The organism is Brevibacterium sp. UCMA 11754 (genome assembly GCF_021532275.1).
Taxonomy (GTDB): domain Bacteria; phylum Actinomycetota; class Actinomycetes; order Actinomycetales; family Brevibacteriaceae; genus Brevibacterium.
Genome location: NZ_JACBOT010000028.1, coordinates 117,319 through 143,583 on the forward strand (window position 1 = coordinate 117,319; position 26,265 = coordinate 143,583).

Genomic DNA, 26,265 nt, shown 5'->3' on the forward strand with positions numbered 1-26,265 from the left:
ACGCTTCTTCCGCCCCAACGCTCTCCTTCTCGTCGGAGGTATCCATGAGGCCTTTCGGATTGAGTGGACGTGAACGTCAATCCACTCTGCCGCACCTCACCCTTGCTATCAAGCTATTCCCAGATAACTGTCCGGAAAGTCCCCATATTCACAGCTCAGCGGTTGGCCTCCGTCACTGACAGCTGCACCGACAATGATTGCGTACAGTGCAACCATGGAGACACAAGCGAGCACCCGTGGGAGTCCCCGGTTCAGAATTCTCAGCTGGGCACTCTGGGATTGGGGATCGGCTTCCTTCAACGCGGTCATCATCACCTTCGTCTTCGCCCCTTATCTGACGAAGAGTGTGGCGGCGACCGAGGAGGCCGGGTCGTCGGCCCTGGGCTGGTCGACGGCCGCTGCTGGACTCATCATCGCTCTCGTCGCACCGGCGGCCGGGACCCGCGCCGACTCCGGCGGGCGGCACAAGCTGTGGCTGGGAGTCCACACCGGAATCGTCATCCTCACGATGTTCGGGCTCTTCTTCGTCCGCGACTCCCCCGACTACCTGTGGCTGGGCCTCCTCCTCATCGCCATGGGCAGCGTGTTCTTCGAATTCGCCGAGGTCTCCTACAACGGCATCATGGTCCGCATCACCCAACCTGACAATGTCGGGAAGGTCTCCGGCTTCGGCTGGGGCATGGGCTACGTCGGCGGTCTCGTGCTCCTCGTCATCCTCCTCGTCCTCGTCATCTCGCCCGAGGTGGGGCTCTTCGGTGCCGGCGATGAGGGCGGAATGAGATTCCGCGTCGTCGCAGCCCTCTCTGCAGTCTGGTTCGCGATCTTCGCCCTGCCTGTGCTGTTCACCGCGCCGAGCGCCAAGACCTCCGGTCCTGCGGAGGGGCACCCGATCAGGGCGTTCATCGCCGACTACGGCGCGTTGGTCCGCCGCCTCGTTCGGATGTGGAAGGAGGAACACCAGACTCTGCGGTTCTTCATCGCCTCGGCAGTGTTCCGCGACGGTCTGGCCGCGATCTTCGCCTTCGCCGGTGTCCTCGCAGCAGGCAGCTACGGATTCTCAGCCTCGGAGATCATCATTCTGGGCGTGGCTGCCAACGTCGCAGCCGGCACGGGTGCCATGATCGCCGGTTATTTCGACGACAGGCTCGGCCCCAAGCCCGTCATCATCACCGGGCTCATCATCATCCTCCTCGGCGGCTTGCCGATCCTCTTCAGCGATACCGCAGTCGTGTTCTGGGTCTGCGCGCTGGTGCTCAGCTTCTGCGTCGGACCCGTGCAGGCCTCGAGCAGGTCCTTCCTGGCCAGGATCACTCCGCCCGAGCGGGCCGGAGAGAACTTCGGGCTCTATGCCACGACCGGTCGCGCCGTGAGCTTCCTAGGCCCGGCCATGTTCGCGGTCTCGATCTCCATCTTCGGATTCCAGCGGGCGGGGACTCTGGGCATCCTCCTCGTGCTCTTCATCGGCCTGCTCCTCATCATCCCGGTCAGGCCAGACGCCCCGGCTAAGTCGATGCAGGCGCAGGTCGAAGGGTGAAGCATCGGGGTGTGAAGCCTCGGAGCACTCCCTCATAGGGATAACGGTTGGTATGTTCTTCTCGATCTGAGCACGACGATCGAAGAGAACATACCAATCGTGGACGCATCCCGCACCGGCCTGCTTCAGTCGCCTGCTTCTGTCGACTGCTTCAGCCTTTGGCCAGCAGCTCGTCGATCTGGTTGATCGCTCCGGTCGAGCCTTCGACGACGCCCATGTCGAGTACGGTCTTCAGACCCTCAAGGGAATCGAAGGCCGATTCGTAGGTGACGCGAGTGCCGCCCTCGATCGCTTCGAAGGTGTAGGTGTTGGTGCTGCCCGGCATCGATTCGACTGCGTTGAAGTCTTCGTCCGCGAAGTAGTCGCGAAAGACTAAGCGTGCGGGCTCCTCCACCGAGGAGACCTCCCAGAGACCACAGAACTTCTCACCCTCTGGGCTGGTCATGTAGTAGGTGACCCTGCCGCCAGGAGTCAGCGAGTGGTCGACGACCGTGGCCGGATAGGTGGGTGGCCCCCAGACTCGCTCCAACTGGCGCGGGTCGGCGTAGACCTCCCAGACTCGCTCCGGCGTCGCCGCGAACTCAGCGACCATCGTCAAGGTCAGCGTCTCTTCATCATGAGTGGTGTCTAGAACTGGCATGGCTTCTCCTCGAATGTCTCATCTCCCGCCCAGTTGACAGGAGCGGGTCACTTCATCGACCGGCAGCCTCGTCGTCGGCAAGCAGGTCATCGATGCGCGCGACTCTCGCACGCCACATGTCCTCGAGCTCGTTCAGCAGCGACGCCACTGTACGGATCGCGCTCATCTCGACTCGAGCGATCTGCGCCCTGCCGACTCTCCGCTTCGACACAAGTCCCGCGCGTTCGAGCACAGCAACGTGCTTCTGCACCCCCGCGAAACTCATCTCATAGGAATCGGCGAGCTCGGACACTGAAAGCTCTTCATCCATGACTCGCCGCACGATGTCCCGACGCGTCCGATCGGCCAATGCCTGGAACATCGCATCCACCTGGTCGTCCAGAAGTGCCTCCATGGCATCAATAATACAACCATATGGTTGTACGTCAAGAATTACTCGCCAGCTATTGACTCGCAGATTGAACACGCGTTTAATATTAAACATGCGTTCAACACACGATGATTCGAGCTCGAAGAAGTCCGAAACGACAGCGGCAAGGCCCAATCGCTCCCCTCATGTCTCTCCGGAGACGGCGGAACGGATTCTCAGCGCCGCCGTCAAAGAGTTCTCCGAGCACGGATTCACGAAGACGACGATCCGCAGCATCGCCTCGGCGGCTGGGGTCTCTCCTGGGCTCGTCATCCACCACTTCGGATCGAAGGAAGGTCTGCGCACGGCTTGTGACGATCATGTCTTCGCCGCGATCGCCGAGTCGAAGGCTCAGAACGCCGAGTACGCGGTCCACGCCATGCAGATGATCTTCGACGATCCGGACATGAGCACGAAGATCGACTACCTCATGAAGTCCCTGCTCGATCCCAGCGAACACGGCCAGCGCTACTTCGAGCACTATGTCGACCTGGTTGAGGACTACATCTCCCACGGCTTCGCAGGGTACGCCTTCCGCCAGAGCGACGACCCGCGCGGCCAGGCGGCGACGATCGCGACCCTCGCGCTCTCCCCGTCAATACTTGCCCAGCGGCTGCAGACGTCGCTGGGCACGAACAGTACGGCTGAGACGATGACACGCCTCGCGCCTCACCTGCTCGACCTCTACCTCAACGGCGTTCTCTCAGCGACGCCCGAGGGACAACCCGATCGTGCAGACACCGAACCCGTTTCCGACGATGCCCGGCCTGATAGTGCTGACACAGATTCCAAACCCACCGATCCCCTTGGAGGCGATCAATCATGACCACGACGACGAGCACCCCGGGCCCCGCCTCGGCGACCGCCGACCACGACACCGCGGCCATCTCCATGCAGGACGTCGTCAAGAGCTACGGCCGCGTGCGCGCACTCGACGGCCTCTCCCTCGACGTCGCCCGCGGCGAGGTCCACGGCTTCCTGGGCCCTAACGGTGCCGGCAAGTCGACGACCATCAGAATCCTGCTCGGAATCCTCAAACATGATTCGGGACGCATCCGCCTCCTCGGCGAGGATCCCTGGGCGAAAGCGGTATCGCTGCACCGCAGGCTCGCCTATGTCCCCGGCGACGTCGAACTCTGGCCGGGGCTGAGCGGCGGGGAGGCGATCGACCTGTTCGCGCGGCTGCGCGGCGGGGTCGACACCCACAAGCGGGATGAGCTCATCGAGCGCTTCGATCTCGATCCACGCAAGAAGGGACGGACGTATTCGAAGGGCAATCGACAGAAGGTAGCGCTGATCTCCGCGCTGGCCTCACATGTCGATCTCCTGCTCCTCGATGAGCCGACCGCCGGTCTCGATCCGCTCATGGAGGCCGTGTTCCAGCAGTGCATCAGAGAGGCGAAGGAGGAGGGCCGAACGGTTCTTCTCTCAAGCCACATCCTCGCCCAAGTGGAGGCACTGGCCGATCGTGTGTCGATCATCAGATCGGGGAGAATCGTCGAATCCGGCGCACTGTCGGATCTGCGTCATCTGTCCCGGACGACGGTGACCGTGCAGGTGGAGACGGACATTGCGCAACTGGCGACCATGAACGGGATCCACGACCTGGTGCGAGAGGGAACACAGCTGCACTTCAGCGCCGACACAGCCGAACTCCCCGCCATCATGCGAACCCTCGGCGAGCATGACATACGGTCGCTGACGGCGACTCCCCCGACACTCGAGCAGCTGCTGCTGCGCCACTACGGAAAGGAAACGCAGTCATGAATCTCCTGGCCGAGAAGAGAGCGAGCGGGCACCACGGGGCACACGAACGCGGACGCGAAGGCCACCTCGGCGGGGGAAGCCTGACGGGACTGGGCACTCTGCTGCGCTTCATGTTCCGGCGGGACCGCCTGTGGATGCCGATCTGGGTGCTCAGCCTCGCGGCGCTCACCGCGTACTTCGCCAACGCCATCGCCGTGGTCATGGACGGGGACTCACTGCAGGCGATGACGGTGTTCGCGAAGAACCCCGTCATGGGCCTCATCACCGGACCGGGGTACGGCCTCGACCACGTGACCGTACCCCGGTTCATCGTCGGGATGTACGGGGTCTTCCTCATGATCGGCACCGCCCTGATGTCGATTATGACCATGTCACGCCACACCCGCACGGAGGAACAGACCGGTCGTGCCGAGCTCGTTCGCGCGAATGTGATGGGCAGGCACACCCAGCTCATCGCAGCCCTCATCCTGACCGTGCTCATGAATGCCGTACTCAGCGGGCTCATGGCCGTGGCATTCCACTTCTCCGAGGCCGAACCCGAGCCCTTCTCCTCCACGCTTCTGTTCGCGATCAGCGTCGGAACCGTCGGCGTCGTCTTCGCTGGGGTCACTGCGATCACCGTGCAGCTGAGTGCATTCGCGCGGGCCGCCTCGGGAATGGCCGGAGCCGTGCTCGCGCTGGCCTTCGTCGTCCGCGGTGTCGGAGACATGTCGGCCGTGGCCGGCGGCGACCTCGACTGGCTGTCCTGGCTCTCCCCTCTGGGGTGGACACAGCAGACCGCACCATTCACACTCGATCGCTGGTGGCCGCTGCTGTACTCGGCCGGGCTCGTGGTCGCGCTCGTCATCGCTGCGCTGCGCCTGCAGTCGGGGCGTGATCTCGGGGCGGGCATCACCGCCGAACGCCTCGGCCGCGCCTGTGCCGGTCGCGCCCTGACGAACACGTTCGTCCTCTCCTTCCGCCTGCAGCGCTCGGGGCTTCTGTGGTGGTCGCTGGGTATTCTGGTCATGGGTGGCGTCTTCGGATCGTTCACCGGCGCCATGGACGAGGGTGCGGCTGGGATGCCACAGGAGATCCTCGCGATCATGGGTGGTCGGTCGGGCATCGTCGATGGCTACCTCGGCTACATGGCGCTGTACTTCGCGATGATCGTGGCCGCCTACGCGATCATCGCCGCCAGTGGACTCAGGGCCGAGGAGCAGAGTTTTCACACCGAGCCCGTGCTCGCAACGGCGGTCTCTCGCGGTGGTTGGCTGGCTTCCTGGGCCGGGGTGACGCTGCTGGGATCCGCGTGGCTGATGCTGCTGGCGGGCGTCGGCGAGGGAATCGGCGCGGCCGCATCGATGGGTGACTGGGATCTGCTTTGGCCCACCGTTCTCGGGCACCTCGCGCAGACGGCGTCCGTGTGGGCACTCCTCGGGCTGGCGTTCGCGCTCTATGGTTTCGCGCCGCGGCTGATGGGTCTGACGTGGGTCGTCTTCGCCGCGTCTGCCGTGCTCGCTCTGTTCGGCCAGATGCTCCAACTCGACGAGGTAGTCCTCGACGCCTCGATCTTCACCCACATCGGGCAGTATCCGGCCCAAGAGCTGTCCGCCGAGGCGGTGCTCGCGTTCCTGGTCGCCGCTGTGGTTCTCGTGTGGCTGGGGAGGCTGGGGTTCCGTCGTCGAGACCTCGTCACGGCATGAGGGCGAGCTGCAGCCGTCTCGGCGTCAGCGAGCGCTCAGAAATCCGAGTGATCTCGCCCTGGCGATGGCTTCGGCCCGGTTCGAGACCTCGAACTTCCGATACAGCACCGAGAGTCGGTTCTTCACGGTTCCGGTGGCCTGATCGAGCTCGACCGAGATCTCCGCGACCGACAGTCCACGCGAGAGCAGATTGAGCAACTGTGCCTCATTCGCGCTCAGCTGCGGCATCGAGGCCTCGCCGACGGCCACAGCTGAGATCGTGCGCAGGCGCGACATGAGTTCCGCGGTACTGCGGAAGTGTCCGGAGAAAGCCGCAGCTGCCTCTCGCCACGCGGGGGCGTCCTCCGTGAGATCGATGAGCCGATTGCGATCCTTCTGCGGGATGAACGCGAGCGGCAGCAGAGAACTCACCCATGTCGACAACCCCACAGCGGTGATGAATTCGGCGGTCGCGGCCGCTTCGTCTCCGGTGCGCAGCAGCGCGGCGGCCCTGATCGCTGCCAACTCGGCCCGACTCTTCGGAGTCAGCGATCGATGGTAGAACCAGTTGTCCGCCGAGGCGATGGCATCCTCGTACCGGCCTGCGACGAGCTTGCCGCGGATGCTGAGGACGATGCGGGAATCGGCACCCGGTGAGATGCGCTCGAACTCCAGCTCGGCCCATTTCAGCTGCCCCAGACAGATGAAGACCATACTGCGGCTTGCCGCGAGCAGCTCCCGACCCGCCGGCGAGATGACTTCGGCGTCGTTGAGGTTCTCCACATCGTCATTGGCGAAGAGCAGACCGGACTCCGCCGTGGCCGACAGGATCGCAAGTGTGCGCCCGATGACAGAGGGATAGACACCGAGCGATCGGTTCTCAGGGTAGGCCGCGAGGTTGTCGCGCTCCTCTCGCGCCCGATCCAGATCGAGACGATCGAGGGCTCTCAGTGCCGCCGCGATGCTTTGGGCTGGATGGACCAATTCGTCGATCATCACTGGACTCGACTTCTCATCGAACAACCATGCCAGGTGCTGATCCGCGCGCTCATGATCACCGCTGACCGCTGCGATGAGCGCCGTCCAGGCGTATGCGGCAGGCAGCAGGAAGTCGCCGTCGATGTGTGTGGTCTCCGCACTCGACTCGATGTCGTGGAGAATCGAGATGGCTCGACGGGGCTGCGCCGCGTGGAAGAGTGAGATCGCCGTGAGCAGCCGAATGACGAGGTGGGCGCGCGTGGCCCGAATGGCAGTCGATGCTGCGAGTCCGAGAGCGGCGGCCGCTCCATGGTGCCCCTCGCCCTGCAGCCCGATCATTCGACGAAGCGTCTCAATGTATCCGCCCTGGCTCATCTCGCCGAACCCGGGAAGCCGCAGCCTCATTCTCCCGGGGCCCGTCTCCGCTATCACAGCGCTTCGGATCCGTTCAGGCGACGGATCGTCGGCGACCTCGTCCATGGCATCTTCCGCCAGCGCCGCGAAGAAGCTGAGTCCCGGATCGGCATTCCTGGCTCCCGACGGCAGATGGCCGAAGGCGATGCACGCGGCTTGCGGTGTGAGCAGGAAAATCGCAAGACCGCCAGCATCCCTGATGCGTGAGAGCTCTGACCACAGACCAGCCCGTCGGGTCAGGACGAGGGCATCGGCGAGAACGCCGACATCTGGGCTGGCCGTCTCCTCGAGGTGGGTCACGAGGACAGAGACAAGCTCGAGGACCACCTCGGCGGACTCAGGGTCGGCGGCGAAGGTATGGCGCAGCTTGGCCGCGATGAGCATCGGAATCTTCAGCAGTCTGGCGCGCCCGCTGCCGCCGTCGGGGACGAGCACACCGCTCATGCGCAGTCGCAGGAGAATGCCGTCCGGATCCTGAGCACTGATTCCGCCGTCTCCGCCCGAGAGCAGCGCCGAGAGTGCCAGCAGAGCCGTCTGGTTGGTGAAGGGGCTCAGATGCGCAAGGACAGCAGCCGCCCGTTCATCGCTCTCGCTGATGCCGAGACTCAGCGTCGGCGACTGTGCCGCCACATAGTCGGCGAAGCTCGTCGACTCAAGATCCACGACGAAGTTCGCGAGCGACGCTGCTTCGACCGCCATCTTCCCGAGGCTCAGGCTCCCTCCGCTGGCGGAGAAGAGCTCGGCGGCGAACACCGGATCGTCGAGACTGAGTTCGCGGGCGAACTCCTCAAACGTCAGGTTGGGTTCGGCGGCGTTGCCCGAATCGGCAATCGGGACCATCTTCTCCAGACCTCCATCTCGGCGGGGCACTCCCGCACTGCGCTGATCGACGAACATCTCGATGCCTCTCTCCGATCCGCTTCGCAGGCGAGAATTCGCCCATGACGTCTCCAGGACGGGACCGAGTCGGTCCTTCGCTGTGCCTTCATTGTGGGGCAGCCACGGGTTCGTGGCCGACCTCTCGGTCGCGGCCTGCGGGAAGCCGTCAGGGTTGTGCGGGACGGCGAAATAGTCCGCCAAAGGCATGGAGCTGGTGGTCGGCCCCCCGTACGCTGAAGCCCATGTACACGGTTCGCACGATCCAGACGGATGAATTCTGGAGATTCCTCGACCGCACCGGCGGTGCCAGCTACCAGCAGACTCCCGAGTGGGGCCGTGCCCGCAGCGCCGACTGGGGCCACGAGCTTGTGGGCTGGTTCGGTTCCGGCGACGAGCCGGTTTCAGCGGCCGTCATCAGGTATCGGCGGCTTCCCGGCGCGGATCTGCGCTTCGCGTTCATTCCGCAAGGACCTCTCATCGACTGGACCTCGCCGGACCTGAGTGACCAGTTCTCCGCTCTCGAGGCGCATCTGAGATCGAGGCGCGTGTTCGGTCTGCGCATCACTCCACCTGTGACGCTGCGCCGATGGGACGCGGCCACCGTCAAGGCGGGTCTGGCCGATGACGACATCGCCCGCTTCTCAGACCTCGCACCCGACGATGTCAGCCCGGTGGCCCTCCGCCTCGTCCGGGTGCTCAAAGAGCTGGGATGGCGGGAGGCCTGCGGCGATGCCGACTCTGACGCCAGTCAGCCTCGGATGAACTTCCATCTCAGTTTGGACGGCGGCTCCGAGGAGACGGCGTTGGCCCGGATGTCCAAGGCGTGGCGGAAGAATATCCGCAAAGCGGAGCGGGCGGAGGTCGAGGTGGCGCTGGGAGGGCCAGACGACCTCGGCGATGTTCATCGCCTCTACCTCGAGACCGCAGGGCGGAACGGCTTCGATCCGCAGCCGCTGGGCTACTTCGAGGCGATGTGGAATTCGATGGGCAGAGAATTCCCGGGCAGCTTCGCACTGGACATCGCTCGACACGAGGGAACCGCGGTCGCCGCAAGTGCCACGGCACTAGTCGGGCGACGGGCGCAGGGAGTCTTCGCTGCGACCAGCGGAATCAGGCCGCAGACCAAACCCTCGAATGCCGTGTACTGGACGATCATCCGCCGTGCCATCGCAGAGGGCGCAGAGGTCTTCGACATCGGCGGAGTCGATGACACCCTCGACGACAGTGATCCAGCGGCGGGACTCATCCGGTTCAAGGCTGATATGGGAGCAGACGCCCACGAATACATCGGCACCTGGGACCTACCCCTGCGACCGCAGATCTATACCCTCTTCACGAAGCTGCTCCCCCTCCGTGCTCGGTTGCGCGCAGGAGTGCCCGCACGCCTGTTGCGGCATCCCGCAAGGACCTCGCCGATTCGGCCCGAGACGGAGTCGGCATCGATAGCATTTCGATGAGTGGGGCGCGTGCGAGCCTCAGCTCCGGTCGAAAGGACATCCGACATGCCGAACGCCTCGCTGCTGCTCGTCACTGTCGGAAACGTCTCCACCGCCGCCGCGCAGTGGTACCTCGTGTGGTTCTTCGCTCGGCAGGACGGGCCCCAGGCAGTCGGCCAGTATTCGACCCTCATCGCGACACTGACCCCGGTGTTCATTCTGTCCCAGCTGGGTCTGCGCAATCTCTATCTCACCCTGCAGCGCCGGGTTAGCTGGCGAGTATATCTCGGCGTCAGACTCTCAACAGCAGTGATCGCCACCGCTGTCGGGCTCATGGCGATCCACGTTCTGTATGCCGATGTCGACTGGCGCATGGCGTTCGCCGTACTCGTCATCAAGGTCAGCGACTCCATCGGCGATCTGTTCTTCGCACGTCTGCAGAGGGCCGAGCGGCTCACCACATTTGGGATCATCCTCATCGTCAGTGCCCTCGTATCTGCCGGTGTCGTCACGGTCATCATGGTCTCCACCGGATCGGTGGTGGCCGCACTGTGGGGCGTGGCGGGCACTGCCGTGGTCGGTGCCGTCGTCACCGCTCACCTCGGCATCCGCGCTTCGGTCCCTCGACCGAACTTCGCAGAGGCCCCCGCGCCACGCATAGTCCCCGAGGCCCGTGCCCTGCTCGCCGCCGGGCTGCCGCTGTCTCTGATGCAGGGAATCTATTCGCTCATGTCCTACACGCCTTTGGGAGTGGTCGCTCTGTTCGGCTCTGCCGATGAGGTCGGCCGGTATGCCTCGGCCGCCTACCTCGTGGTGTTCGCCAATCTCGTCGGGGCCTCGCTCGAGACAGTGATCCTGCCCGTCTACCGACGCCACTACGACGCCGCCGGACCGACGTCACTGCTGCGGGCCGCTCTGGTTCGGGGTCTCATCGTCATGGGCCTCATGACTCCGCTGATCGTCCTTGCCCTGTTCGTCGGAAGTCCGCTGCTGAGCGCCGTCTACGGTGACGAATTCGCCCTGTCCCGGCCGGCCATCGGCATGCTCTCGCTCGCAGCGGTCGTCACCGTCCCCACCTACCTGCTGTCCGCGACCCTTCTGGTGCTCAATCGGTATTGGGCCACCACTTCAGTGGGGGCATTCGCGGTGCTCGTGGCACTCGGTAGCGGTTGGGCTGCGGGGACTCTCGGCCTCCCTGCCGTCGAAGCAGGGTGTATCGCGCTGCTCTGCGGTTCACTGGGCCGCTACGGGGGCGAGCTCGTCCTCGCATCGCTGCCTGCCCGTCCGGGAGCGCATCCCCACGCTGGCGGTCATGAGGTCGTGGTCACTGCTGAACCAGCACCCCGAACGATCCGAAATACACGGCCCACAGGGTGAACGCGAGCAGCAGACACAGCCTGACGATCATCTGCCCCCTGCCCTGATACCTGAGGAAGGGTATCGAGACGAGGACGGGGACGAGCGACCAGGAGTAGGCGGCGAGGCGGTCGCTGAAGTAGACGAAGCCCATACACAGGAAATAGCAGTTGAGGAGAATGAAGGCGTTGACGAGCTTCGGGTACCACTCGGGTAGGAACTCGAGCCTCTTGACCGCCCCATAGGCGATGAGCAGGGGGCCGGCACTGAAGAGCCAGAAGCTCGGCCGATTCGTCCCGCCCACATAGGTCTCCTCGAGCTCGGGGTCGGAGTAGGTCTCAACCAGGTCGATGTTCGAGCTCAGAGGCTCCGCGAGCCGACCGTTGAAGCCGGTGAAGTAGAGGACGGAGAAGAGCGCCCACGCTCCGAGCAGGATGTCGGTGCGCAGACGGACGACACGGACGAGGAGAATGAGGATTGCGGCGGCGATGGCCGACCAGTGGAAGAGAACGCCGACGACCAGGGCGAGCACGATCCACACCATCCTGGCGTTCCGCAGCACGAGTGCCAGCGCGAGGAACAGGAACGAGATCGACAGGCCCTGGCGCAGCAGGAAGCTCGAATAGTCCATGAAGAAGCCGAAGCAGAAGGTCACATAGAGCACCACTGCCGTCTGCCAGCCCGATCCGAGCACCAGCCAAAGGGTGATGACGAGCATGACCCCGCAGATGGCAGCGGTGACGAGGAAATAGACCTGGGTGTCATGGGTGAATACGCCGATCGTCCAGTTGAACAGCAGGAACGCCGGTTCCCGACCGTCGGTGATCGAGGCATAGAAGACCTCGTTGATGGGGGCGAAGCTCAAGGACTCGAATTCGAGGGCATAGCGGGACTTGTCGACCACGTCGTAGTTCGCGGGCGCAGCGGCGAGGACCGTGATTGCGGTTAGGGACGCGATCGGGAAGAGCGCATTGCTCCAATGTCGGAACTTCGACGCTTCGCCGACCACGCTGAAGCCGACGATCCACAGGGACGCAAGTGCGAACCAGGCAGTCAGAAACATCTCTCACACCTCGACGCGGCGGAGCCGACGTTCCCACTCGAGAAGCGTACTGATCGCCGGCATCATTTCATCGAACATCGTCTGATGGATCGCCTCGGAACGGCCGATCGGATCGACGACATCATCGCTCGCCCCGTCGCCGAGGACCGGACGGCGGTATCGCTGAGCCAGCGCCGCCAGGGAACGCCAGCGCTCGATCGGAGACGAGCTGTTCTCGGCCCGCACCAGCGGCAGGATGCGAGCGAATTCACGCAGCGTGAACGTGTGTCTGAGGGCTGACGGCAGCATCTGCACGACAGTCGCCCGGTGGGCCCTCTCCATCGTGAGGACGAGATCGGCGACACTAATGTGCTCGATCTCGAGCCTGCGCGCCCGGAACCCGTCGAATGTGATCCCGTGCGGGGCCGCGATCCGTGCGATCTGCGGCGTTACGTTGTCACCCGTCAGGCCGCTGGTGCCAGCGCTCGAGACTTCGAACTGCGCGGGCGCCATTGCGTCGAATCCGCACTGCAGGAACTTCTCGGTCAGCGGGGACCGGCAGATGTTTCCAGTGCACACCACGAGAATGCGGAATGTCCTGTCGTCGATCTCCCATCGTGCGGTCATCGCAGACCATCCACCAGTCCGGCGAGGCGGAACATCGCCCGATAATCGAGGAGATTGTAGGCGGAGCTCAGCAGACGCCTGCTTGGTCCGAGTCCGCGGACGCGGACCGAAGGCACCTGCGCTCGGTAGTCCTTGGCCCGCGCCAACCGACCCTCGCGCGGAACCTCGCAGTCGCGATGATGGAGGTCCCTCATGCATGAGAAGACGTTCTTCGCTCTGATGAAGTCCACCGCCGCGACGAGTTCCGCTGACCCTGTGCTCCGCGCCCATTCGCCGAGGCGGTCCCCGACGAGCGTGAGATCCCTGAACTTGTCGGGGAGGTAGCGGTCGGTCGCGGAGCCGGCGCTGTCGCGACGGTAGAAGTGGCCGATGATCGGCACGGATTTCATCGTCTGGGCGCGATCGAGGCAGGCGAGGTTGAACACAAGGTCCTCGCCCATCTTGAGGCCCTCGACGAATCGGCATTCGCCCTCGTCGAGCAGGGTCCGCCGGTAGGCCTTGTCCCACACGGCATTCGCGCTCTCGTCGGCGATCATCGTCGCGAGGCTCCGCTGGTCAAGAGACACATCGCGGACCTCGGCGAGCAGCTCGCGGAGACGACATTGCGCGACCCTGACGGCCCAGGCGTTGCCGGCTGACTCACCACCGACGAAGTCGCCGCCCCCCGTGATACTGCGGTCGTCGGCGAAGCTCGGGACACCGATGTCCGCGGGATCGTCGCTCGAACCGAAGCACACAATGTCGGCGTCCTCACCTCCGGCGAGGACGATCGCCTCGCACAGCAGCGGGTCGGTGAGCATGTCGTCGGCATCGACGAACACGACCCATTCTCCTGCTGCGGCAGCGAGTCCCCGGTTCCGAGCGGCGGAGACTCCACGATTCGGCTGGTGCACGGGTCGGATCCGTTCATCCGCCTCGGCGAGCTCATCGATGATCGCACCGGTGGCGTCTGTTGATCCGTCGTCGACGACGATGAGTTCGAGGTTGCGGTGCGTCTGCCCCGTCACCGACTCGAGCGCGGATCTCAGACTCCGTTCGCCGTTGAAGACCGGAACGACCAACGACACCAGGGTGCCCGCGGCCATCATCTCGTGCCCCGGCTCACTGCGATCCGGCCAGCGCCGGGGTCGCTTGGGTCTGTCAGGGCCTCGAGGAGGTTTCTCACGGCATCGGCCGATCGTGTGGAGTCGAGGGCGGTGCGGTCATAGGACAGTGGAGCGGTCATTCGGCCGGAGGACCACTCCGCCCAGATCGATGCGACGAGGGCATCCACATCGCCATCGGCGACAAGGACCGCTTCGGGGACATCACGGACGCCTTTGACGTCGAAGGCATAGGCGCGACGGCCCACGGCCAATCCCTCCAACATCACGCGTGGAAGACCTTCCCAGGTCGCCGTGTGGAGGAGGCCGTGGCTTCCTCTCAGTGCCGCGGCTGCGGAACCCGATCCGGCAGCGGCGACATTCTGTGTGAGACCGAGCCTGCGGATTCTGTCGTTGACGACCCCACGCCGGGAGCCTTCACCGATCATGCGCAACCGGAAGTCGACTCCGAGGAATCGCAGTCCGGCGGCGACGTCGACGGCCGACTCCGGCCGCTTGCGGGCACTGAACTCACCGATCCACACAAGTTCGAGCCGCCCCTCATGCGGCGCCTGCGACTGCAATGACTGGGGCGGACGTTCCTCGGAAGGCGGGCTTGCCTCCCGATATCGATCGAGGTCGAGCCCGACGCCCGTGTGCAGACGAAGCAGCCGCCGCGAGGCGACTCTCGCGGTGAACCACGCATGATCGTCGGAGTTGATCGTGATCACTGCGTCGGTGCGTCGCAGCAGCGCCTCCTCCACTATCTGCCACACCCCGTCACTGAGTCGGGTGCCGGTGTTCCAGTGGAGCCCATGGCAGAAGTAGACGACGGGGATTCTCAGCCGTGCGGTCCGCACGAGCGCAGATGCCGTTGCGGAGTTCGTCAGGACGATGTCGAGGGCCTCATCCCGCGCCCAGGCTCGGAGTCCGGACCACGCGGCCAGGGTGCCCGGTCCCGGACGGCGGCCGAGCCCGGAGATGACGACGCTCTCCCCGTCCGCGGTCGGCGTTCCGGCAGCCACGGACACCGTGTGGCCCGCGTCGACCCAGGAATCGATGATTTCGTGAAAGAAGGAGTCGACCATATGCCCGACGCTGGCGAGCACACCGATCCTCATGGCAGCCTTCTTCCCTGAGACAGACTCTCACGCCTGGTCAATCCGGCGGAACGACCGAACCGCCCTGGCCAGACATGGGCTTCGAGTATTTCGCTCGATGCCCACCGCGAATAGACGAGCTCCTCACCGGCATCGGCCCCTTCACGCGAGCCCGCTTCGGTGCCGCTGAACACCTCGCCGTCTGAGGGCTCTTCGCCGTGCCGTGGCTCGTCTGCGTTCGAGCCTTCGCCCGCCGCATCCGGCGCCCGAGTGCCAGAACGGTCCGTGCCGACCTCCCGGCCCGTTCGCGGCCGCAGCTCCTGCGACCTACTCGAATAGGGCTGGTAATAGGCATTCATCTCCGTCGAGGACCGCGGCACCCGATTGAGGACGAGGTTCACGGGAGCCTTGAGCACCTTGAGGCTGCGCAGCGCCTCTTGCAGGTCACCGATGCGCACCTGGCCGATGCTGGCGACGAGGAGCACACGACCGACGTGTTTGGACAGGACCAGGCTGTCGGCCACCGGGAGGAGTGGCGGACCGTCGAGGATGACGATGTCGAATTCCCCGGTCAGCCGGGTGATGAGCGTGCCCATGGCACGGGAATCGAGCAGCTCCACTGGATTCGGCGGCATCATTCCTGCGGTGAGGACGTAGAGCTCGTCCTGCCCCCACGGCTGCAGGACATCGGACACATCGACCGAGCCGAGCAGGGCCGTCGTCAACCCTGCGGAGTTCTCGAGGCCCAACTTCTGGGCCACCGTCGGCTGCCTGAGATCGACGTCGACGAGGGCGACCCTGCTGCCCGACTGAGCCAGGGCGATGGCGAGATTGATACTCGTCGACGACTTGCCTTCTTGGGCCTGTGCAGAGGTGATGAGTATCGCCGAGTTCGTGTCGTCGACCTGCGCGAAGCCCAGATTGGTCCGGAGCCGACGGAACGCCTCACCGCGGGGGTTGTCGAGGCCCATCTCGGTAATCAGCGGCTGTTCGGCTATCCGCGGATCGTCGGGGATCGACGCGAGCACCGAAGCCGAGGTGATCGCCTCCACGTCCTCCTTGCTGCGCAGCCGGCTGTCGAGGTTCGCCCGCAGAAGTGCGACACCGAGTCCGATCGCGAGACCGACGGGAAGACCGAGGCAGATGCACATCCACAGGGCCAAGCCGTCGGGCTGGGTGGGTGGGACCGCCGGGTTCGACACCTTGAGCTGGATCTGTCCCGTCGCCTCGGCGCTCGGGCTCTCGACGTCGCCGATGACCTTGACAAGGCTGTCAGCAACGGCCCCCGAAATCTCCGCGGCATCTCGGGCAGTCTCCGCACTCGCCTCGACAGTGATGAGCACGGTGCGCGGATCGCTGTAGGCCGAAACCTGCGAGGCCAGCTCCTCCGGGGTCATATCAAGGTCGAGGCGGTCGATGGCCGGTTCGAGAACCGGTCTGCTGCCGGTCATGTCGATATAGGTCTGGATCCGCTCCTGGATGAAGCTCGATGCCATCTGCATCTCATAGGGTTCGCCCGAGGTCGACACCGAGACGAACATCTCGGTGCGAGAGCTGTACGTGGTCGGCATCAGCGCTGAGACGCCGAGGCCCCCGATCCCGCCGAAGACGGTGGCAAGGATGAGGAGGACGGCATTTCGCCTCATGAGATGCAGGAATTCCTTGAGTTTCATTTCTCGTTCCGCTCCGGTCGGCGGCTGCGAACGAACACCAGAGGTGAGACCGCAGCGCGGGTCGGGCGGTGGGCTCGACCCGGTTTCAGACTATTCGGATGAGGGTTGTCGGTGCCCGGGGCTGGGGCCCGCACTACGGGCAGCCGCATCATTGGTGCGGCCCTCCGCACAGGAATGCGTCGATGACCGATAGAACTCGATCGAGCTGCTCGGGACTCAGGGCCGAGCCGCTGGGCAGAGTCAGGCCCGTGGCGAAGAGGGACTCGGCCATCTCTCCGCCGAGCATCGGAAGGCCGCTGAACACCGGTTGCAGGTGCATCGGCTTCCACAGCGGTCGGGTCTCGATGTCGTGATCGGCCATCCATGCCCCCAGCTGACCGGCGGTGAATCCTGTTCTCGACTCGTCGATGAGCACAGCGCTCAGCCAGGCATTGTCATGATGGGGGTTTCCACTGCCGAAGAGTTCGATGCCCTCCCTGCCGACGAACAGTTCGACGTATCGGGCCCGATTCTCCGTCCGCCTCGAGATCATCGACTCGAGGCGTGAGAGCTGAGCTCTGCCGAGGGCGGCGAGCAGATTGCTCAGACGATAGTTGAAGCCGACCTCGGTGTGCTCATAGTGGGCCACTGGTCTGCGCGCCTGGGCCGCTAGGTAGGCCGCGTAGCCGGCGAGCTCTGCATCGTCGGTGAGCAGAGCACCGCCGCCCGAGGTGGTCATGATCTTGTTCCCATTGAACGACACTGCAGCAGCGTGCCCCATGCTCGCGGTCGCACGAACACCGTGCAAGGAGCCCAGGGACTCGGCCGCGTCGACGAGGACGGGGACACCGAATTCCGCCGCGATCGGCAGGATCCGGTCGTAGTCGGCTGGTCGCCCGAGGAGGTCCACGGGCACGACAGCCGCGGGCAGGCGACCGCCCTCGGCCGCGACTGTGAGCGCTTTATGCAGGAGCACAGGGTCCATGTTCCCGTCTGCGCAGCAGTCGATGAACACCGGCTCGGCTCCGCAATAGGTGATGGCGTTCGCCGTCGCAGCGAACGTCATGGTCGAGGTCACCACTTGATTCCCTGGACCGACGCCGAGACCCAGCAGGCCGAGGTGCAGCGCCGCGGTTCCCGAGGAGAGCCCGACCGCGTGTCGAACACCGACCTTCGCGGCCAGCTCTGCTTCGAAGGCAGTGAGGTCGGGACCGGTGGGAGCGATCCATCCGCTGCGGAAGGCCCGGAGAAGGTACTCCTCCTCGAGCGGTCCGACGTCGGGGGTCGACATCGGGATCCGTCCGATTCCGGGCGCCTTCATCGAACTGGTCGCTTCGACATCTGAGATCGTCATGACGCCAACCTCAGATCGGTGCTCGTCAGTTCCTCCGGCCGCAGCACACAGCACAGGAGGTCCTCCCCGAAGCGAGCGACATGCGGCAGGGTCCCGGCGCTGGGCATCTCGGTGACGGGCCGGAAGCCGGAGGAGAAGTAGAGATCGGCCGAACCCGCCGTTGCGGACACGGGGCAGAAGGCGAAGTCGGCATCGGCTCCGCGAGCCCGGTTGAGGAGCAGGCGCAGAACCTCACGCTCCAAGACTTCGAGCTCGGCGGAGTCGAACGAGAGATTGGGAGGGTTCGGTACGAACCGAATCATCCTCGCGGACTCGCCGAGGCTGACCATCTCGCACAGTCCGACCCTCTCGCCCGCTCGGGTCCTGGCCATCCATTGGGTGAGCTCACGAGTCTTCGCGATCTGCTGGAAGTCGACGAGCTCTGACCGCAGACTGCCCCCATAGCTGAACATCGTCGCAGCGCCCGGATGGCTGACGCCCTGTCGCCGGAACACGGTCGTGAATGTGCGGAACAGGATCCGCAGATCCGTCCTCAGGCTCATCGTCTCGACGTAGGCGAGGTCGAGGTCGAATCTGTCGTCCCAGGACAGCGCATTGCGACCGCTCACCTGCGCGAGTCCGCTCAGGCCGCCTCTGACTTCGTGGCGTCTGATCTGTTCGGGGGTGTAGAGGGAGAGGTAGTCGGTCGTCAGGGGTCTCGGGCCGATGAGGCTCATATCGCCGACGAGGACGTTCCACAGACTCGGCAGCTCGTCGAGGCTCGTGGCCCTGACGAACCGTCCGAAGATCGTCAGGCGGGCCGCGTCGCTCGTCCATCGGTCCGGGTGGGGTGGCCTCATGCTCCGGAACTTCTTGAGACGGAAGACCTTTCCACCCTGGGTGACCCGTTCCTGGGTGAAGATGATCGGCGCCCCGTGGAAGGCGAGCACAAGACAGGCTGTGGCGACGATGAGCGGTCCGAGCACGAGCAGCCCGAGGGCCGACCCGATCAGATCGAAGGCTCGTTTGATGTGGGGATAGATCATTTCAGGACCTCACTCGTTCAGTCAGTCCGGCCGCCGAGGCATCGACAGCCTCCAGCACTTCGGCGTCGCGCCGGTACGCGGGGAAGAAGTCGCCGGAGTCGTCGAAAACCAGACCGCTGGCGGCGAATCGGCGGCGATGCTCGGCGAGGAGAAGGTCGTAGTTCCGTGGGGAGATCACGCGTTCGCCCGTGAGGTAGTCGACCTGGCCGTGAGGCGCGAATCCGCGTTTATATCGTTCCAAGCTGTCATCGGCGGTAACGCCGCCACCGAGCACATACCGGCGGCGGCCATGCGCCTGGAGCCATTTCATCGATTCCATCTTGACGAGATCGTTGGGACGAACACCGAAGGCGGCTGCCTCGGTCCCGCCCAGGAAGTAGTATCCGGTGGACTCTCCGAAGAGGAGCAGATCGGCGGAGACGAGACGCCCTTCGATCTGCGCGTAGACATAGGCGAACTGGCCCGGCAGGGCCGCGTGGATCCCCTCGAAGAAGGGCCGCTCGAAGCGGTACCAGTCCGCGCTCTCACGACGCTCCATCGTCTCGGTGTAGATCCTCACGAAGTCGTCGACGAACTCACCGTCGGTGTCGATCACTGTCGTCACTCCCTCTCGCAGCGCCCGGCGGACATTGCTGCGCACCTTCGGAGCCGCCTGTTGAGCAAGATTTTCGGGAGTGACGCTGAGGTCTCGGACGTAGTTCGTCTGGCGTTTGCGGGTCTGGCCCCAGTAGGGCAGCAGCGATTCGCCGAACAGGGACAGACGGGAGAACTCACTGACGACGGAGTTCTGCTTCGCCCAGAGGTCGAACATCTCCCAGAACTTCCCCGCCGTCGTCTCGACATCATCGATGCCCCAGTGCATCGGTCCGCCGTATCCGTAGGGAGAGACGATGTCGCGCAGAGGGGCCCCCGGACCTCCGGTGACTCCCGTGGCGCCGGAGGAGATCCTGCCGATCTCGCGAAGGAAGAAGGGGTAGAGGACGTGTCCGCCGTCTGATGACATCGCGACCGCCATGAGCCGTCCTTGGGCGGGACGCAACAGGGAGCAGACGTCGGGATGGGCGAAGGGATGGCGTTCCGTCGAGGCCGACCAGAGCGCAACCCATGCCTGTCGGTCCGTGGCCGCCTCGGCGTCCCAGGTCTTCCAGCTGGCGTTCATTTCGATACCTCCGCAGTCGGTGTTCCGCACGCTTCTGTGCAGACCGGATTCGCCGCCCGGTAGGCGGGGAAGAAGGCAGCTCCGGCGTGCCCCTGCCTCAGTTGGGCGTACCGCTTCGGGTCGATCACCTGCTGCGCTGTGCGGTAGGTGCGGCGTCCCGATTTCGCCATCGAGAGCTTGTAACGCAGGAGACTGTCCTCTTCGGTGTTCGTCACGCCTCCGGTGAGCACATAGTCGGAGATCCCGCGAGACTGCGCATACCGGAATGCCCGCATCGACAAGAAGCTGTTCGCCCCGGTGTGCAGACCACGTTCGTCGGAGGCGCCGAGGAAGGAGTAGGCGATGTCCTGACAGAAGATCACCAGTTCGACCGATATCGGTCTCCCCCGGTCCATCGCATAGAGATAGGCGAAGCTGCCGTGGAAGCTCCGATGCAGCGTGTGGAAGTACTCTCGTTCGAGGTAGAACCTCTCGTGCGCATGATTGCGATCCATGGTCTCGCGGTGCAGGCGCAGGAAGTCCTCGAGTCGGGTGCCCCTCTCGTCGAGGAAGATGGTGAGTTCGGCGGCCTCGGCTCGCCGGACTTTGCGTCGAAAGCTCTTCGAGGTGTCGGCCAGCAGCTCGGCAGGAGACTGCCCACCCAGTCGTTTGACGACGTGAGAAGCCTGTTCGACGCGGACTCCGGGATACCCACCCGAGACCTCGGCGATCGGGTTCTCCCGGTGGAACTCGGTGACCACTCCTTCCCCGAGCGCCCACCTCCGGAACCGGCGCCAGAACCGTGTCAGGACCTCGCTCTCGTCGACGCTCTCGGCCAGTGCCGTGAGTGGTCCGCCGTAGAGGAGGGGCGCAGTGATGTCATAGGCAGCGTCGGTGACCTGGCGACCGCAGGCGTCGTGGGTGATCGTGCGCAGCAGGAAGGCGTAGAGCACCTGAGAACCGGTACGATCCTCGAACACGGCGGCCAGTGGCGATTCCCCTGTCGCGGTCAGGTCGAGAAGGTAGTCGGGATGGGAGAAGGCGTCGCCGTTCGCACACCGTCGCCAGGCGCTCATCCAGTTGGCGTATCCGGTCTCGGTATCGGCACCGACGATCCGGAATTCCGCCTCGGCGATGCTCTCGGCGATGTCCTCAGCGATGCTGCTCGCCACTCTCGGCTCATACGACATGGGGCTCACCCACGATCCTTCTCGTCGCAGCTTCGAGGAACTCGCGCCGCTCGGCGATGACCTCGGCTGCGATTTCAGGCGCCTTTCCGGTTTCAGCCACAGTTCGGACAACCGTTCCGGGGGCGCGCTCAGTTCCGGCAACGGCTTCGCGGGCAGGCTCTTCGGCGGGTTCGTGCGTGTCGACCTCGCTCATGCAGGTCTGCGCACAGAAGAGGTCGATGACCTGCTTCGATGCGTTCCACCTCGGCAGTACTCGGGCATCGAGCTCGGGGGCTTCGACTCGGCTGATCTTCTCGTGGATTCGCACCACGGCGCCCTCGTAGTCGCCGAAAAGCTCTTCGTCGAGCTTCTCGCCCTCGCGCAGACCGGTGTAGATGATCTCCGATTGCCTGTCCGACATCGCGACGAGGCTGCGGGCGATGTCGTCGATGCGCACGGGCTCTCCCATGTCGAGGACCATGACGTTGCCGTCCTGCCCGATCGCCGCCGCCTGGAGAACAAGCTGGGATGCCTCTGGGATCGTCATGAAGAACCGTCGCACATCGGGGTCGGTGACCGTGACCGGATCTCCCCTGCGGATCTGCTCCTGGAACGAGAGCAGTACCGAACCGCGAGAGCCGAGCACGTTGCCGAACCTCACCGAGAGGTAGGTTCCGGCCGCCCGAGCCGCGAATCCGCTCACGAGCTGCTCAGCGATGCGCTTGCTGCGTCCGAGTTCGCTCGTCGGCGATGCCGCCTTGTCGGTGGAGATGTTGACGAAGGTCTCCACCCCGGCGGCCGCGGCGGCCTCGAGGACGTTGAGCGTCCCATGGACGTTGGTCTTCCATGCCTCTTGGGGAAATCTCTGCAGCATCGGCAGATGCTTGAGTGCCGCTGCGTGGAAGACGACCTGTGGACGTGTCGAGGCGAAGATCCGATCGAGCGCCTCTGCGTCGCGGATGTCTGCGAGCACCGTGTTCGGCGATGTCAGAAGCGCCGACCCGAAGAGGTTGAGTTCGACGCCATGCAGTGCCGACTCGTCGCGATCGAGCATGATGAGGGATTCCGGCCGCAGCGAGATGAGCTGTCGGCACAGCTCGCTGCCGATGGACCCACCGGCACCGGTGACGAGAATCCGTCTGCCGGCGATGCTCTCGACGATCTCGCTGAGGTCGGTGTGGATGGGGCTGCGTCCGATCAGATCCTCGACTTTGAGATCGCGGATGTCGGCGATCTCCACCCTACGGTCGACGAGTTCCGCCAGAGGAGGAATCGTACGCAGCCACCGGCCGGTCATCTGGAGCCGGTCTCGGCAGGACTGCAGGAACTGTGCGTCCGAATCGGCGATGGCGACGATGACGCCGGAGACATTGAGCCAGTCGACAACCTCGGCGATGTCCTTGCTCGTTCCGCGGACTCGTACGCCGTGGATGCTCAGGTGCTTCTTGTGCGGGTCGTCGTCGATGAGCCCGACGGGCAGATACGCGCCCTCCACGTCCGAGAGCATCTGTCTAATGAGCGATTCGGCGGCCGCGCCGGCCCCGACGACGAGCACTCGCTCGCCCTGCCAGGGGCGGGTCGCGATCTGGTGGACGTAGCGGATGACGTAGCGGCTGCCGGACATGAGGATGAGCGCGGAGAAGACGATCAGCAGAGCGAACGGCGCATCGCCTGCGGTGACGATCAGCAGCGCACAGATGACGACGAGGCAGAGCAGGACGAGCCCCCCGTATTCGGAGAAGCTCCCGTAGTGGTATCGGCTGCGGTACAGTCCCAGGCTCAGGCCGACGAGCAGCTGCAGTGCCACCGACACGGCGAGGACGACGGCGATCGCCGTGCCGTCGACCCAGTCGAAGCCCAGGACAGACCAGGCAAGGCCGGCTGCAACGATCCATGCGGCCACGTCGAACACGACCTGCAGCCACGACTTCCTCTTCCAGATCCTGATCGCCAGTCGAGAAGACCAGCTGCCCGGCGATTCACCGGTCATCGAATTCGGGAGTTCTGTTACTGTCATTGCGATCTCCAATGCTTCCTGAGAGCAGCTGCGCCGCTCTCACTTTCCTGCCTATGCCCTGCCGACGAACTGCGTCGTTCGGGCGATTCGCGATCAGTTCCACGCTATTTCGCACCGACCATGCCGCTGCCGATGCGGCACCCGGTCTGCGGTCATCCGCGGGCTCTGTGCGGACTGCCGCCATGCGGTGTCGCTCAGACGGCCGCCAGTCTCGGGTTCCCCGCGAGCCGGGAGACGAGCTCGGTCCGCGACCCGACATTGAGCTTTCTGTACACGGCTGTGAGTCTGAGCTCGACCGTGCGCAGAGAGACGAAGACTCTGCGGGCGATCTCCTTGTTCTTCAGCCCGGCCCTGACCAGCTCGACAACCTTGAGCTCCTCCTCGCTGAGCTCACTGAGCTGCGGGAGCACGGGCGGCGCAGTTGCGGCTGCGCTGAGCGACGCCTGGGATCCGTCACCCTCGGCAAGGCGTTCGGCGCCCACCTCGGCGAAAATCGAAGCGGCGGTGAGGAACTGCTCCCGAGCGCGTGGTCCGGAACCGAGATCGTTCAGCCGCCTGGCGAACGCTGTGTGCGTCAGTGCCTTCTCGAACAGGGAGTCCTGCGGTCTCCATGACCGCAGCGCGAGGTTGAACAGCTCACTGCTCTTCTCCCCCGACGCGAGCAGTGCCTCGCATCGGCTCAGGGCCAATTCGGCCCACCGTGAGTGACACCTCTCGACCCTCTTCCGCAGCTGCTGCACGAGCAGACCCGCATGTTCCCTCCGCCCGATCTCGATGAGGGCCTCGATGAGGTCGGACTCGTGCCTGCGGACGTTCGGACTCACCTCGGCCGTCGACAATTCGTCACACCGATGAAGATGGCGCACGGCCTCAGCCGGGTAGCCCATCCGCAGCAGAGCGCTCCCCTGCAGGGCATTGAGCTCGGCGAGCAGCCGCCGATTGTCGGTCGCGGTCGCCAGGGCTGCCAGCTGTGCTTCGACGGGTTCGGCATCGCTGGCCCTCCCAGCTATGAGCAGTTGCCAGCAGCGCAGTGTGAGGAGCCGGTCGGGCCTCACGTGTGCCGCATCGTCCTCCCGCGAGCCGATCGAATCGATGAGTTCGTTCGCCTGTCGGAGGTGACCGGCGCGGACCGCAGTCTCAGCCTGCAGGCAGAGCGCCTGCGTGCGCCAGATGGTCCCTCGATCGCTGTTGTCCCGAAGTAGGGCGAGCGCCGCCTGTGCAGATTCGTAGTGCTCGGTCAGCATCAGACCCGACGCCACAGACAGCACATAGTCAGGTTCGAGTCCTTCGGAGTCGCGGGTCCTCATCGCGGTGAAGCTGCGCAGCGCCGTCAGATCCCGGCCACGACTGCTCTCGACCCGGATCATAGCCGCCTCGAGGAGCTGACGCTCGGGTTCGCCGAGGTGGTTCGACGCTCCCTGCGCGGCCCGCAGCAGCTCGTCGGCCTCGGCGTATTCGCCCCGTTCGCTGCGACAGATGCTGAGGATGAGCTGCAGTCGGGCCACATCGGCCGGAACCTCGGCGAGTTCTGCCCTGGTCCAGCTGTTGAGCAGGTGGGAGGGCAGCGTCTGACGCTGGGCGAAGGTGATCTGGATGTCGAGGGTCCGAGCCCGCACCGCGAGTGAGCGTCGGCTGGAGCGGGCGACGATGCGTACATAGCGAGATGCGAAGACGAATTCGCTGCGCTCATAGAGCATCTGAGCGACGTCGAGAAGACCAGTCGCCAGAGCTTCCTCCTCGGAGCTGACTCGCATCGCGCGCTCCACGAATTCGATGCCTGCTTCGCTCGCCCCTTGGCGGATGAAGCTCCGGCTGTCATCGATGAGCGTCGGTGCCGACTGCTCCGTCGGCCGAGAGAAGGAGGAGTGCCAGTGCTCAAGACGCGAATCGAACTCCGCGCAGTCCTCCGCGAGTTGCTCGTGACCGGCGATGCGTTCGCTCGAACTCATCGACTGATGGGCCCAGGCCCTCACGAGTCCATGGGTGATGCGCAGGTACGCACCCCGTCGCTCGACGATGTCGCGTGCCTCCAATTCGTCGACGATCTCCCAGAAGCCCGGGACCCGGGCGAGCAGCGGTCGGCAGGGCGTCGAAGGCGCCAGTGACAGCAGTCTGAGCAGAGCCAGGGTTTCCGTGCCAGGGTTCCCGATGATGTCTCGCATCAGCGAGTCACCTGCGCGACCTGTGCGGACAGGGATCGTCAGTGCGCTCTCGCCGAGCCTCTCACTGCGATTCATCGCATCGAGGATGTGCCGGAGTGCGAGCGGACGTCCGGAAGCGGCGGATGCGGCGATGCGGGCGGACTCGTCGGCGATACGACCGTCTGTGAGCCGATGTACGAGCTCGATCAGCTCGTCGTGGCTGAGGTCCCGAAGCTCGACGCAGGCGATCGGACCCAGGGGGCTCTCACTTGTGATGGAATGCGCCGAGACAGCGATGCGGAATCGACCGGACGGGAGTCTGCGGATGATCTGGCCGAGCACGGACTGGGAATGGTCATCCATCTCATCTGCGCCGGCGATCACAATCAGGGTGTTCTCGGGCGGCTGGGTCGCGCACAGGGCATCGATCGCAGCGTCGGCGAGGGCTGCCGTCGACTCACCTCCCGCTCGACGCTCGACGTCGGCGTCGAGGACCGCTGGGGAGTCGACTTCGACACCGGCTTCTGTTCGAGAGCTGACCGACGTGGTGGAGGCTCCGTCGGCCGACAAGATGGAGGATCTGTTCTTGAGCGCTCCGACCGCGGTGAGGAGGATATCGATTCCTGAGTAGGGCGTTGTCGATTCCGAACTGTTGCAGGGGACCCGAATGACGGTCCCCTCCCAGTTCGCCTCCAGAGCCTTGAGGAGTGAGTTCTTTCCCAGACCCGTGCGCCCCACGACGGCGGCGGCCCAGTGGCGCGTGAGAAGATTCCTGAGGCGTGCGAGTTCCCTGTGCCGAATCACCTTCTGCATGGCGTGCCGCCGATTCGGTTCAGTTGCT

Annotated in this window: 20 protein-coding genes; 6 read left to right on the forward strand and 14 right to left on the reverse strand. The window is 64.7% G+C overall.

The genetic code is table 11. The annotated features are described in order from the left end of the window. Positions 1–214: 214 nt before the first annotated feature. A complete protein-coding gene (locus HX613_RS15550) occupies positions 215–1,534 on the forward strand; it encodes an MFS transporter (RefSeq protein ID WP_235346151.1) in 1,320 nt (439 codons plus the stop codon). A gap of 151 nt (positions 1,535–1,685) precedes the next feature. On the opposite strand, the gene HX613_RS15555 is transcribed toward HX613_RS15550, so the two are convergent. Beyond that, positions 1,686–2,174: an SRPBCC family protein gene (locus HX613_RS15555; protein ID WP_235346152.1), complete on the reverse strand. Its 489-nt coding sequence runs from the start codon at positions 2,172–2,174 to the stop codon at positions 1,686–1,688. Between the two features lie 52 nt (positions 2,175–2,226). Beyond that, the gene (locus tag HX613_RS15560) at positions 2,227–2,568 is read right to left on the reverse strand and encodes an ArsR/SmtB family transcription factor (RefSeq protein WP_235346153.1); all 342 of its coding nucleotides are present in this window, start codon (positions 2,566–2,568) and stop codon (positions 2,227–2,229) included. An 88-nt stretch (positions 2,569–2,656) separates the two neighbouring features. On the opposite strand from HX613_RS15560, the gene HX613_RS15565 reads away from it, so the two are divergent. Genes HX613_RS15565 through HX613_RS15575 form a run of 3 tightly spaced genes read left to right on the forward strand, consistent with a single transcriptional unit; the run spans position 2,657 to position 6,035 of the window. Next, positions 2,657–3,409 (forward strand): TetR/AcrR family transcriptional regulator, encoded by a 753-nt coding sequence (locus tag HX613_RS15565; RefSeq protein ID WP_235346154.1) that lies wholly within the window; start codon positions 2,657–2,659, stop codon positions 3,407–3,409. Continuing rightward, positions 3,406–4,350 (forward strand): ABC transporter ATP-binding protein, encoded by a 945-nt coding sequence (locus HX613_RS15570; protein ID WP_235346155.1) that lies wholly within the window; start codon positions 3,406–3,408, stop codon positions 4,348–4,350. The genes HX613_RS15565 and HX613_RS15570 overlap by 4 nt, the downstream gene beginning before the upstream one ends. Further along, the gene (locus HX613_RS15575) at positions 4,347–6,035 is read left to right on the forward strand and encodes an ABC transporter permease (protein ID WP_235346156.1); all 1,689 of its coding nucleotides are present in this window, start codon (positions 4,347–4,349) and stop codon (positions 6,033–6,035) included. Before HX613_RS15570 ends, HX613_RS15575 begins: the two co-directional genes overlap by 4 nt. A 24-nt stretch (positions 6,036–6,059) precedes the next feature. Here the strand turns inward: HX613_RS15575 and HX613_RS15580 are convergent, their stop codons facing one another. Next, the gene (locus tag HX613_RS15580) at positions 6,060–8,492 is read right to left on the reverse strand and encodes a helix-turn-helix transcriptional regulator (RefSeq protein WP_235346157.1); all 2,433 of its coding nucleotides are present in this window, start codon (positions 8,490–8,492) and stop codon (positions 6,060–6,062) included. A 35-nt stretch (positions 8,493–8,527) separates the two neighbouring features. On the opposite strand from HX613_RS15580, the gene HX613_RS15585 reads away from it, so the two are divergent. Together HX613_RS15585 and HX613_RS15590 are read left to right on the forward strand one after the other, a co-directional pair. After that, positions 8,528–9,742, forward strand: coding sequence for a lipid II:glycine glycyltransferase FemX (locus tag HX613_RS15585; RefSeq protein WP_235346158.1), 1,215 nt, complete (start codon positions 8,528–8,530; stop codon positions 9,740–9,742). A 45-nt stretch (positions 9,743–9,787) separates the two neighbouring features. After that, the gene (locus HX613_RS15590; protein WP_235346159.1) at positions 9,788–11,098 is read left to right on the forward strand and encodes a lipopolysaccharide biosynthesis protein; all 1,311 of its coding nucleotides are present in this window, start codon (positions 9,788–9,790) and stop codon (positions 11,096–11,098) included. Here HX613_RS15590 and HX613_RS15595 read toward each other — a convergent pair. The 11 genes from HX613_RS15595 to HX613_RS15645 all read right to left on the reverse strand — a co-directional run bounded on the left by HX613_RS15595 (position 11,046) and on the right by HX613_RS15645 (position 26,237). Next, positions 11,046–12,140 (reverse strand): EpsG family protein, encoded by a 1,095-nt coding sequence (locus tag HX613_RS15595; protein WP_235346160.1) that lies wholly within the window; start codon positions 12,138–12,140, stop codon positions 11,046–11,048. The two genes, HX613_RS15590 and HX613_RS15595, sit on opposite strands and share 53 nt — an antisense overlap. Before the next feature lie 3 nt (positions 12,141–12,143). Beyond that, entirely contained in the window at positions 12,144–12,746 is a 603-nt protein-coding gene (locus HX613_RS15600) for an arsenate reductase/protein-tyrosine-phosphatase family protein (protein WP_235346161.1), read from the reverse strand. Next, positions 12,743–13,834 (reverse strand): glycosyltransferase family 2 protein, encoded by a 1,092-nt coding sequence (locus HX613_RS15605; RefSeq protein WP_235346162.1) that lies wholly within the window; start codon positions 13,832–13,834, stop codon positions 12,743–12,745. The genes HX613_RS15600 and HX613_RS15605 overlap by 4 nt, the downstream gene beginning before the upstream one ends. Beyond that, a complete protein-coding gene (locus tag HX613_RS15610; RefSeq protein WP_235346163.1) occupies positions 13,831–14,949 on the reverse strand; it encodes a glycosyltransferase in 1,119 nt (372 codons plus the stop codon). The genes HX613_RS15605 and HX613_RS15610 overlap by 4 nt, the downstream gene beginning before the upstream one ends. After that, positions 14,946–16,574: a polysaccharide biosynthesis tyrosine autokinase gene (locus HX613_RS15615; protein ID WP_235346164.1), complete on the reverse strand. Its 1,629-nt coding sequence runs from the start codon at positions 16,572–16,574 to the stop codon at positions 14,946–14,948. Before HX613_RS15615 ends, HX613_RS15610 begins: the two co-directional genes overlap by 4 nt. 175 nt (positions 16,575–16,749) lie before the next feature. Then, positions 16,750–17,934 (reverse strand): DegT/DnrJ/EryC1/StrS family aminotransferase, encoded by a 1,185-nt coding sequence (locus HX613_RS15620; protein ID WP_235346165.1) that lies wholly within the window; start codon positions 17,932–17,934, stop codon positions 16,750–16,752. Continuing rightward, positions 17,931–18,959: a sugar transferase gene (locus tag HX613_RS15625; RefSeq protein ID WP_235346166.1), complete on the reverse strand. Its 1,029-nt coding sequence runs from the start codon at positions 18,957–18,959 to the stop codon at positions 17,931–17,933. Before HX613_RS15625 ends, HX613_RS15620 begins: the two co-directional genes overlap by 4 nt. Before the next feature lies 1 nt (position 18,960). Further along, entirely contained in the window at positions 18,961–20,118 is a 1,158-nt protein-coding gene (locus HX613_RS15630; protein ID WP_235346167.1) for a GNAT family N-acetyltransferase, read from the reverse strand. After that, the gene (locus HX613_RS15635) at positions 20,115–21,269 is read right to left on the reverse strand and encodes a GNAT family N-acetyltransferase (protein WP_235346168.1); all 1,155 of its coding nucleotides are present in this window, start codon (positions 21,267–21,269) and stop codon (positions 20,115–20,117) included. The genes HX613_RS15630 and HX613_RS15635 overlap by 4 nt, the downstream gene beginning before the upstream one ends. A gap of 7 nt (positions 21,270–21,276) precedes the next feature. Continuing rightward, positions 21,277–23,283, reverse strand: a complete 2,007-nt coding sequence (locus tag HX613_RS15640; protein ID WP_235346169.1) for a nucleoside-diphosphate sugar epimerase/dehydratase — start codon at positions 23,281–23,283, stop codon at positions 21,277–21,279. Positions 23,284–23,477: 194 nt separating this feature from the next. Continuing rightward, on the reverse strand, positions 23,478–26,237 hold the full coding sequence (locus HX613_RS15645) for a LuxR C-terminal-related transcriptional regulator (RefSeq protein ID WP_235346170.1): 2,760 nt from the start codon (positions 26,235–26,237) through the stop codon (positions 23,478–23,480). Between the last annotated feature and the right edge of the window lie 28 nt (positions 26,238–26,265).